The sequence below is a fragment of the Actinomadura sp. CNU-125 genome, from assembly GCF_001942465.1.
Lineage (GTDB): Bacteria > Actinomycetota > Actinomycetes > Streptosporangiales > Streptosporangiaceae > Spirillospora.
The window spans coordinates 1-9,465 of record NZ_MKJY01000209.1 but is presented as its reverse complement, the minus strand read 5'-3'; the positions used below and the strand labels follow the sequence as shown (position 1 = coordinate 9,465).

8 protein-coding genes are annotated in these 9,465 nt (G+C 73.8%); 6 read left to right on the top strand and 2 right to left on the bottom strand.

The window, feature by feature from the left end:
- A partial coding sequence (locus BJF79_RS53625) for a PKD domain-containing protein (RefSeq protein ID WP_158079264.1) occupies positions 1 to 2,562 on the bottom strand: 2,562 nt, incomplete at its 3' end.
- A gap of 250 nt (positions 2,563 to 2,812) precedes the next feature.
- On the opposite strand from BJF79_RS53625, the gene BJF79_RS23300 reads away from it, so the two are divergent.
- The 4 genes from BJF79_RS23300 (at position 2,813) to BJF79_RS23285 (ending at position 6,355) form a co-directional block, all read left to right on the top strand.
- Positions 2,813 to 4,282 (top strand): O-antigen ligase family protein, encoded by a 1,470-nt coding sequence (locus tag BJF79_RS23300; protein WP_262402459.1) that lies wholly within the window; start codon positions 2,813 to 2,815, stop codon positions 4,280 to 4,282.
- Between the two features lie 255 nt (positions 4,283 to 4,537).
- Positions 4,538 to 4,855: a hypothetical protein gene (locus BJF79_RS61260; RefSeq protein ID WP_075900429.1), complete on the top strand. Its 318-nt coding sequence runs from the start codon at positions 4,538 to 4,540 to the stop codon at positions 4,853 to 4,855.
- A 73-nt stretch (positions 4,856 to 4,928) separates the two neighbouring features.
- Positions 4,929 to 5,480: a hypothetical protein gene (locus tag BJF79_RS61255; RefSeq protein ID WP_075900427.1), complete on the top strand. Its 552-nt coding sequence runs from the start codon at positions 4,929 to 4,931 to the stop codon at positions 5,478 to 5,480.
- On the top strand, positions 5,477 to 6,355 hold the full coding sequence (locus BJF79_RS23285; protein ID WP_075900425.1) for a sulfotransferase: 879 nt from the start codon (positions 5,477 to 5,479) through the stop codon (positions 6,353 to 6,355). The genes BJF79_RS61255 and BJF79_RS23285 overlap by 4 nt, the downstream gene beginning before the upstream one ends.
- Positions 6,356 to 6,536: 181 nt before the next feature.
- Here BJF79_RS23285 and BJF79_RS23280 read toward each other — a convergent pair whose 3' ends face one another.
- Positions 6,537 to 7,139 (bottom strand): hypothetical protein, encoded by a 603-nt coding sequence (locus tag BJF79_RS23280; protein WP_075900423.1) that lies wholly within the window; start codon positions 7,137 to 7,139, stop codon positions 6,537 to 6,539.
- 89 nt (positions 7,140 to 7,228) lie between these two features.
- Here BJF79_RS23280 and BJF79_RS23275 point away from each other — a divergent pair, with 89 nt between their 5' ends.
- Both BJF79_RS23275 and BJF79_RS23270 read left to right on the top strand, forming a co-directional pair.
- Positions 7,229 to 7,774 (top strand): CpsD/CapB family tyrosine-protein kinase, encoded by a 546-nt coding sequence (locus BJF79_RS23275; RefSeq protein WP_143220105.1) that lies wholly within the window; start codon positions 7,229 to 7,231, stop codon positions 7,772 to 7,774.
- A gap of 87 nt (positions 7,775 to 7,861) precedes the next feature.
- Positions 7,862 to 9,465: Wzz/FepE/Etk N-terminal domain-containing protein (locus BJF79_RS23270; RefSeq protein ID WP_075900419.1), on the top strand; the 1,604-nt coding region annotated here is incomplete at its 3' end.

Below are 9,465 nucleotides of genomic sequence, written 5' to 3'. Positions count from 1 at the left end.
CGTCGTCGGCATCCACGGCGCGGGCGGCAGGCAGGTCGCGCTGTCGGTCGCCTTCGCCGACGCCGCGACGGGCGAGGACGCGGTGCCCGCGTAGGCGACGAGCCGCAGGCTGACCTTGGCGATGTCTTCGAGGCCGACGGTGACGGCCGTCCCGGCGTCGCCGGCCGCCGCGACCTTCTGCCAGAGGGTCGAGCGGGAGTTGCCGTTGGTCTGCGTGCCGACCTCGGTCCACCCGGCGGGCGGGGTGATGTCGGACGAGTCGGTGTTCATGGTCGCGAACAGCAGCATCGCGTCCCCGGCCTGGACACCGGACGGCACCGTGACGGCGGCGCCGGAGGTGTTCTCGTTGTAGCCCGCGGTGCCGCGGAACGCGACGGGGACCTGGTCCTCGGCGACCGTCACCTTCTGCTGGGCGGTGTCGGTGCCGCCGCGGTTGTCGGTGACGGTGACCTTGACCGTGTACTCGCCGGCCTCGGTGTAGGTGTGCTCCGGCGTCACGCCGGAGCCGGTCTCGCCGTCGCCGAAGTTCCACGCGAGGGTTTCGACGGTGCCGTCGCCGTCGGTGGACGCGGAGCCGTCGAAGGCGCAGTCGAGGCCGGTGCAGGTGCGGGTGAACGCGGCGGCGGGCGCGCCGTTGGGCTCGGCGGCGTGCAGGAACACGCTGCGTCCGCGCCAGTCGCCGTCGTCGACGACGACGGGCGAGCCGCCCGGGACGCCCGCGGTGAAGGCGATCGCCCGCAGGTTCCCGTCGGTGTTGTTCACGTAGTACAGCTTGCCGCCGGAGACGAACATGCCGCCGACCGTCCGCCAGTCGACCGCCGGAAGGTTGTTGGTCGCGGTGTACTCGACGGCGCCGACGACGCCGCTCTCCGGGGTGAAGTGCCGGTAGTGCAGCGCCGCGTCGCCGCGCGTGTAGTAGACCTTGCCGTCCGAGTAGAACATGCCCTGGATCGAGGCGACCTGCGAGTGCCAGGTGCTCATCGGGACGAGCCGGTCGGCGGTGTCGATCGCGGTCTGCGCGCCGAGCGTGGTGCCGTCGAACGTCCGGGAGTAGAAGCCGCCGTTGGAGCCGCCGTAGTAGAGGCGGCCGCTGAGCATGAATCCGCCGCGGGCGTTGCGCCAGTCGACGCCGGCGGTGGAGCCGTTCTGCTCGGCTCCGGCGGCGCGCCGTCGAACGAGCGGTGCTTGAGGTAGTTCTGCGCGCCGGTGCCGACGCCGCCCGCGTAGTAGACCTCGCCGGGCAGTTCGCCGGGTTCCAGCACCGGCAGCGCGGTGCCGCCGGCGGCGGGGAACATCGCGATCTTCTGGTGGGTCTCGCCGCCCGCCATGTCGGTGTCGCTGCCGATCCACACGCCCTGGCCGGTGGCGAGGATGTCGAAGACGCCGATGCCGCGGGCGCGGCCGGGGTTCCAGGTGAACGGCAGGCCGGTGAGCGGGTCGAGGGCGGCGATGCCCTCGCGCGCCACGGCGCCCTCGCCCGCCTTGTCGGACGCGTACGGGTTGTTCGCCCAGCGGAAGTGGCCGCCGGTGTAGACGGCGTCGCCGGTGACCTCGACGGCGTAGGTGGTGTCGCCGCCCGTCCAGTTCGTCCAGGTCGGCTGCTTGCCGGTGCCGTTGGCGACGTTCTCCCAGCGGGCCTGGGTGTCGCACATCTTCGCTAGACGCCGCGGTGGCCGCCGGTGGTGGTGACGACGAAGAACGAGCGTCGGGCGCGAAGTCGACGTCGCGCATGTAGGTGTCGAACGACGTGGAGCATTCGGCGGCGTACCGGACCGTCTGCCAGTTCGCGAGCCGCGCCTGCGCGCCGGTCAGGTCGAGCATGAAGATCTGCGGGCGGGACTGGCCGCCGACGGACGTGAAGTTGCCGACGCCGACGAGGCGGGAGCCGTCCGGCGAGACGTCCATCTTGATGACGGCGGTGGTGCCGCCGTTCTGCTGCCCGGTGACCGGCAGGTCGAAGTACGCGTCGCGGGCGCCGGTGTTCGGGTTCAGCGTCGCGATGCCCGCCTGCGCCACGCCGCTCACGTGCGTGAAGTTCCCGCCGACGTAGAGGCGCCCGTCGACGAGCCGCAGGTCGCGGACCTTGGCGTTGACGTCCGCCTGGAACGCGGCGTCGGGCTGCCCGGTGGCGGCGTCGATCTTGGCGAGCTTGCGGTGGGTCTGGCCGTCGACGGCGCTGAAGCTGCCGCCGATGTAGAGGCTCTCGCCGTCGGCCGACGGCAGGACGACGTCGACCTCGCCCTTGTCGACGACCGGGTCGAAGGTCGTGTCGAGCGTGCCGGTGGTGGCGTCGAAGGCCAGCAGCCGGGCGCGGTTCACGACCGGCTTGTTCGCGCCGGCCTCCTTCACCTGGGTGAAGGAGCCGCCGAGGTAGATGGTGTCGCCGACCTGGACGATCGAGTTGACCGCGCCGTCCTGGACCTGCGGGGTGAAATCAACGGGGTTCTCGCTGACCAGCGTGCCTCCGGGGGCGGCGGCGGCCGTCCCGATCCCGGCGACGCCGATTCCGGTGGCGGCCAGCGCCGCCGCCGTCGCCAAGGTGCACAGTCTTCTCCAGCGCACGCGTGTTCTCCTCAACCGTCAACGAACGACATCCCCGACGCGCCCTGCCTCACGGGCCTCCGGAGCGACTGCTCCGAGCCGGGCAACTCTACTGCCTGCGGCCCCTGCCGTTCCGCGCGATCCCCCACATTTCACCCGCATTGCCGAAGGTGGCCACATGGGACGGCACAGGTCGTGCATCATGCGGACATCCGGCCCATCCCCATGCGGCGGTTAGGATCCAGTACTTCGGCGGGCAAAGGGAGGGCACGTGGCCGGCACGGTGGCGAGGCGTTCCTCCGCTGGGCGCCGCGCGGGAGCACGTCTCCCGGTGGACGACGCGCCGGGCCGGGGCCCGGCGCCCGACCTGCCCCGGCTGCCCGGCCCGCGGACGAACCCGCCGATCGTCCGGCTGAAGCCCGGCTGGCCGCTGACCGCGATCTTCCTGCTGTTCCCGCTGTGGTGGCTGCTCGGTCTCGGCGCGCTGATCTTCATGATCATGGCCGTGCCGATGGGGGTGTACCTGTGGCGCCGCCGCGACCGGCTGGTCACGCCGCGGGGCTTCGGCGCGTGGCTGGTGTTCCTGGTCTGGGTGCTGTTCGGGGTGGCGACGCTGTGGGCGGAGGTCCCGGGCACCCAGCAGAGCGGCGGCGCCGGACGGCTGCTGGTGTTCGCGTGGCGGTACGCGTGGTACCTGGCCTGCACGATCGTGCTGCTCTACATCGGCAACACCGACGAGCGCGAGCTGCCCACGGGCAAGATCGGCAACCTGCTCGGGATCATGTTCATCGTGACGACGGTCGGCGGGATGGTCGGCCTGCTGATGCCGACGCTGCAGCTGACGTCGCCGGTGGAGATGCTGCTGCCGAAGGCGCTGTCGTCCAACGCGTTCATCGAGGACATCGTCCACCCGAAGACGGCCGAGGTGGAGGCGATCCTCGGGTACGAGCAGGCGCGGCCGATGGCGCCGTTCGCCTACGCCAACACCTGGGGCGCCGCGTACGCGCTGTTCCTGCCGTTCTTCCTGATCACGTGGGTGGCGCGGGCGCGCGGGACGAAGCGGGTCGCCGGGGTCACGATCCTGGTCATGTCGCTGTGGCCGGTGGTGTACTCGCTGAACCGGGGCCTGTGGCTGGCGCTCGCCCTGATCGCCGGGTACGCGGCGCTGTCGATCGTCATCGCGGGCGGCTGGAAGATGGCGACGCGGGCGGCGGCGGTGCTCGCGGTCGGCGCGATCGTCGTCGCGTTCTCGCCGCTGCCCGCCATGATCAGCGACCGGCTGAACAACCCGCACAGCAACAACCGGCGGGTCGAGCTCGCCGAGGAGACGGTGCGCAGCACGGTGACCGGTTCCCCGCTGGTCGGGTTCGGCTCCACCCGCGACGTCCAGGGCAACTTCAACTCGGTCGGCGGCGGGTCCCGGCCGGGCTGCGACGCGTGCGCCGTCCCTCCGCTCGGCACCCAGGGCCACCTGTGGCTGCTGATCTTCGCGCACGGAATCGGCGGCACCCTCGCGTTCCTGGCATTCTTCCTGAAGCGCTTCGGCCGGCACTGGCGCGACCACACGGCCTACTCGCTCGCCGGATGCTGCGTGCTGGTGGCGTCCGGGCTCTTCCTCTTCGTCTACGACATCGTGGAGGTACCGCTGTACACGGTGATGATCGCGGTCGCGCTGATGTGGCGCGCCGAACGGGACGCGCGCGCCGCGAAGCGCGCGGACGTCGCGGAGGCCGCGTCATGAGCGACGTCGCGGGTCCCTGGGTGGAGACCGTCGCCGACCTGTGGCCCGGGGCGGAGGTCTCCTTCCCCGGCGGCTCCCCCGGCGGCGGAGCGGACCGCGAGCTGCGCTTCCTGCCGAACGCCGCCGCGCCGCGCCTGCTGCTGCCGGCCGGACGTCCGGGCGTCGCGGCGGCCGCGCTGCGCCGCTACAGCCACGACCTGACCGCGAAGCAGCGCGTCGCGCGGGCGGCGGGCGCGGCGGCGGCCCGCACCGGGGGTGCCCGGCCGGACGCTCCGCGACCGCGTCACCGTGCGCGGCGGCGGCCCGTCGATCGAGGACCGGCTCGGCGAACTCCTCGGCCGCGACGTCGTCGTCGTCATCGGGCTCGGCCCGGCGGCCCGCGCGAACCGCAAGCCGATCCTGCACGTGCTGACGCCGAAGGGGCGGGCCGCCGCGTTCGTCAAGGTCGGCGACAACGCGGCGACGCGCGCGCTCATCGCCGACGAGCCGCCGCGCTCGAACTCCTCGCGGACCGTCCGCTGCCGGGCGTCGACGTCCCGCGCGTCCTGCACCACGGCGAGTGGAACGGGATGACGCTGCTCGTGCTGTCGCCGCTGCCGATGGAGCGCGCGCGGCGCGCGCGCGCGAGGAGGCGCCGGTCGACGCGATGCGCGCGCTGGCCGCCGTGGACGGCCCGGCCCGCGAGCCGCTCGCGGGCAGCGGGTTCTGGGAGGCGATCCGGGCGACCCCCGCCGCGCTCGACGATCCCGGCCGCGCCGGTCGCCTCGCCGCCGTCGTCGAGGAGATCGGGGCCCGGCACGGCGCCCTCGACCTGGACTTCGGCGCCTGGCACGGCGACTGGACGCCGTGGAACATGGCCTGGCACCGCGGCGTCCTGCGGCTGTGGGACTGGGAGCGGTTCGAGCGGCGCGTGCCCCTCGGATTCGACCTCGTGCACTACCGTCTGCAGGAGCGGACGCGGCGCCCCGGTCCGTCCCCGTACGCGCGGCGCCCCGGCGACGCGCCGGACGTCCTCGCCCCGCTCGGCCTGTCCGCGGCGGCGGCCGAGGCCACCCTCGACCTCTACCTGCTGGCGCTGTGCTGCCGCTACCAGCGGGCCGGCACGGGACCGCGCGGCGAGGCGGTCCGCGCCCAGGCCGACGGCCTGCTCGACCTGCTCGCCGAGCACACCGCCCAGCCCATCGGAGGACGCCCGTGATCTCCCGCCGCGACGCACCCCAGTGGCTCAAGGAGGCCGGGCGCGGCGCGACCCGCACGGTCGGCCGGCTCACCGCCGACGCCCGCATGCTGCCCGGCCTGCTGATGGTCGGCACCCAGCGGGGCGGGACGACGTCGCTGTTCCGGGCGCTCGCCGAACATCCCGCGCTCGTCCAGCCGAACTTCCACAAGGGCGTCCACTACTTCGACGTCGAGTACCGGCGGGGCCTCGCCTGGTACCAGGGGCACTTCCCGCGCCGCGCCGCCGCCCGCAAGCGGCTGGAGGCGGCCGGCCTGGACGGCGTCGAGCCGATCGCGTTCGAGTCCGCGGGCTACTACATGCACCATCCGGCGGCGCCGCGGCGGATCGCGGCGGACCTGCCGGGCGTGACGCTGCTGGCGACGCTGCGCGACCCCGTCGAGCGGGCCTACTCGGCGCACCGGCACGAGCTGATGCGCGGGTTCGAGACCGAGGAGTTCGAGCGGGCGCTGGAGCTGGAGCCGGAACGGCTGAAGGGCGAGGTCGACAAGATCGTCGCCGACCCGGGCTACCTGAGCCACGCGCACCGCCACCAGGCGTACCTCGACCGCAGCCAGTACGTCGAGCAGATCGAGACGCTGTACGAACTGTTCGGCCGCGACCGCGTCATCGTGGTCTTCGCGGAGGACTTCTTCGCGACGCCCGAGCCGGTGTACGACCGGATCCTGGACCGGCTCGGCCTGCCGCGCGTCCACCCGGCCGCGTTCGAGCAGACCAACGCGCGGCCCCGCTCGCCGATGCCGGACGCGCTGCGCGCGCGGCTGGAGGAGCACTTCCTGCCCTACGACGAGCGGCTGGCGGACCTGCTGGGCGAGGTGCCGCCCTGGCGGCGATGAGGCCGCGCCGCGGGCGTTCCAGGCCGAACCGCGGGCCTCGGGAACCGATCGTCCGCGACCCGGACGCGGTCCCGCTGACCCGGTACACGCGGTTCGCCCGCCGGCATCTCGTGCTGTTCGTCGTCCTGCCCGTCCTGTTCGGCGGCGGCGGGCTGCTCACCGCGGTCCTGGCGCCCAAGAGCTACGTGTCGACGGTGAACGTGCTGGCGCCGCGCGTGCCGCTGCACATCGGGCAGCTGCAGGGGCCGGGCGACGACGAGGAGGAGACGCGCGAGCCGCGGCCGTCCACGGTCGACACCGAGGCGCAGCTCGTCCGGTCCGACCAGGTCATCGCGCGGCTGGCGACGGCTCCGGGGTTCCGCGCGTCGCCCGCGGTGCTGCGCGGCCGCATCTCGGTCACGGTGCCGCCGAACACGCGCGTCCTGGAGATCGGCGTGGCGGCGCCGACGCCCGAGGAGGCGCGGGACGGCGCCGCGGTCGTCGGCGAGTCGTACCTGAACCTGCGGCACCAGATCCTCGGCGGCGTCCGGCAGCGCAACCGCGAGTCGCTCGCCCGCCGCGAGTCGCTGCTGAAGGAGCAGCTGGAGGCGTTCCCGGACGAGAACGCCTCGCAGTCGCAGCTGACGACGCGGACCCGGCGGCAGGCGGTGCAGAAGCAGCTCAAGGAGGTCCGCAACCAGCTCGCCGCGATCGACGGCGCCGACCTGGACAGCGGCGAGATCATCCGGTACGCGAACATGCCGCAGCGCACGGAGAACCGGCGCCGGGACGTCGCGCTGTCCACCGGCGCGGCCGGCCGGGCTGGCGCTGGCGCTCGCGCTCGCGCTGCTGCGGGACCGCCGCCCGCGCCGGATGCGCGACGAGGAGGGCGTCGTGCTGCGCACCGACATCCCCGTGTTCGGCAGCACCTCGCCCGGCGACGCCGACCGGGACGGGACGTGCCGGCGGCTGCGCAACCTGGTGTTCGACGAGGACGCCCGGTGCGTCCTGCTGGCCGGTGCGCCCGCGGCGGCGGCGATGCCGGTGGCGCGGGAACTCGCGCGGCTGTGCGCGAACGGCGGCGCGTCCTCCATGCTGCTGGTGCTGTCCCCGGACGGGACGGACGCGGACGTGCAGACCTCGCGGGCGTTCCCGGAGACGGCGAACTGCACGCGGCGCACGGTGCGGATCACCGACGGCGACCGGAGCCTGCGGGAAGCGGTGGCGCGGGCGCGCGCGGAGGTCGAGATCGTGATCATCACCGGGCCCGAACTGGACAGTGTGGACACCTTGACACTGGCGACGTTCTGCGATCTGACCGTCGTGGTCGCCGAACGGGAGACGACCATCGACGTCGAGGTCGCCCGCGGTATCTCGGTGCTGGCGGAAACGGCCGTCCCCGCGCGGGGGCTGATCCTGGCCGAGCCGGCCGGCCGTTGACACGGGACCATCGAACGTGAACGGAAGATAAAGTCATGGCGTTGACGACCCGGCTCAGGACGAGCGAGTCGAGCGAAGGGAATCGATGTGGCGGTTGAGCACTCGGCGGAGGCACGCGGCCAGCTGGTCGCGATGCTCCGGCGCCGCATGCGCCTGCTCATCGCCCTCGTGGTCGCGGGCACGGTGGTCGGCGTCGGCGCCGGCGTCCTGCTCCCCGCCGAGTACTCGGCGACCGCGTCGGTGCTGGTGTCGCCGCTGGAGGGCAACCCGTACTCGCCCGAGGGGCGCGGCGACGACCTGATCAACCTGGAGACCGAGGCGCAGCTCGTGCAGACCGACGCGGTCGCCGAGCTCGTCCAGCGCAAGCTCAAGGGCGAGGACATCGCCACGCTCCGGTCCCGCGTGTCGACCGTCGTCCCGCCCAACACCCAGATCCTGAACATCGTCTACAGCGCGGGCAGCGGCGACGCGGCCGAGACGGGCGCGCGCGCGTTCGCCGAGGCGTACCTGAAGTACCGGCAGCAGCGCGCGCAGGCCGTCATCGACGGCAAGCTGAAGAAGCTGGAGGAGCAGGCCGCCAAGGTCCAGGAGAACATGACCGCGGCGAACCGGCAGCTCGCGGGCGCGTCCGCCGCGCAGCAGAGCCTGCTGGGCCAGCGCATCACCGCCTACGCCAACCAGCTCGGTGTGATCGACGAGCAGAAGAACGACGTCAGCAGCACGCCCGTCGCCCCCGGCCAGGTGATCAACCCGGCGGCGGCGAAGGGCGGCGCGGGCGTCAAGCGGATCGGGATCTTCGGCGCGGGCGGCCTCGTCGCGGGCGCGCTGCTCGGCCTCGCGCTGGTGCTGACCCGCGAGCGGCTCGACCGGCGGCTGCGGACCGCCGAGCAGGTCGAGGCGCTGGGGCTGCGGGTGCTCAGCATCGTGCCGCCGGGCGCGGGCGGCGAGCTCGCGCTGGCGGACGGTGCGCGCACCCCGGCGGGCGACGCGTACCGGCGGCTGCGGTCGGGCATCGTCGCGAACATCCAGGCGACGCCGCTGACGATGCTGGTGGCGTCCGCGACGCCCGCGACGACCACGTCGACGACCGGCACGAACCTGGCGGTCGCGCTCGCCTACGCCGGGTCGGACACGATCCTGGTGGACGCGACGGCCGACGAGCCCGACCCGGCGGCGTCGTTCGGGCTGCCGCCCGGCAAGGGCCTGGCGGAGATCCTGCTGAAGGGGACCGACCCGGCCGCGCTGCTGATCCACGCCGAGTCGCAGCTGCGGCTGCTGCCGCGCGGCACGAACCCGGCCGCCGCGGCGCACCGGTTCAGCGGCCCGCGGATGCGCGACGCCGTCGACACGCTGCGCGACCGCGCCGACTTCGTGCTGGTCAACGCGCCCGACGTGCACGACGCCGACACGCAGGCGCTGTGCACGCTCGTCGACACGGTCGTCCTCGTGGTGCAGGACGGCGTGACCACCCGCGAGGACCTGCAGCAGGCGTACGCGGAGGTCGTGCACGCGGGCTCGACGGTGCTGGGCGTCGTCATCGAGTCGACGTCGGGCGTTCCGCCGCGGCCCGTCCGGCACGCCGCGCCGCGTCCGGCGGACGTGCGGCAGCAGCCCGGCGGGCGCGCCGCCGACCGCGCCGCTCCGGCCCGCCCGGCGAGTGGGCAACCCCGCCGACCAGGCGGACGGACGCG

Bases quoted from the DNA above. Each gene is read 5' to 3' on its own strand.
- BJF79_RS61255 (WP_075900427.1), top strand. From the start codon at position 4,929: ATGCGCGCGCTGGCCGCCGTGGACGGCCCGGCCCGCGAGCCGCTCGCG.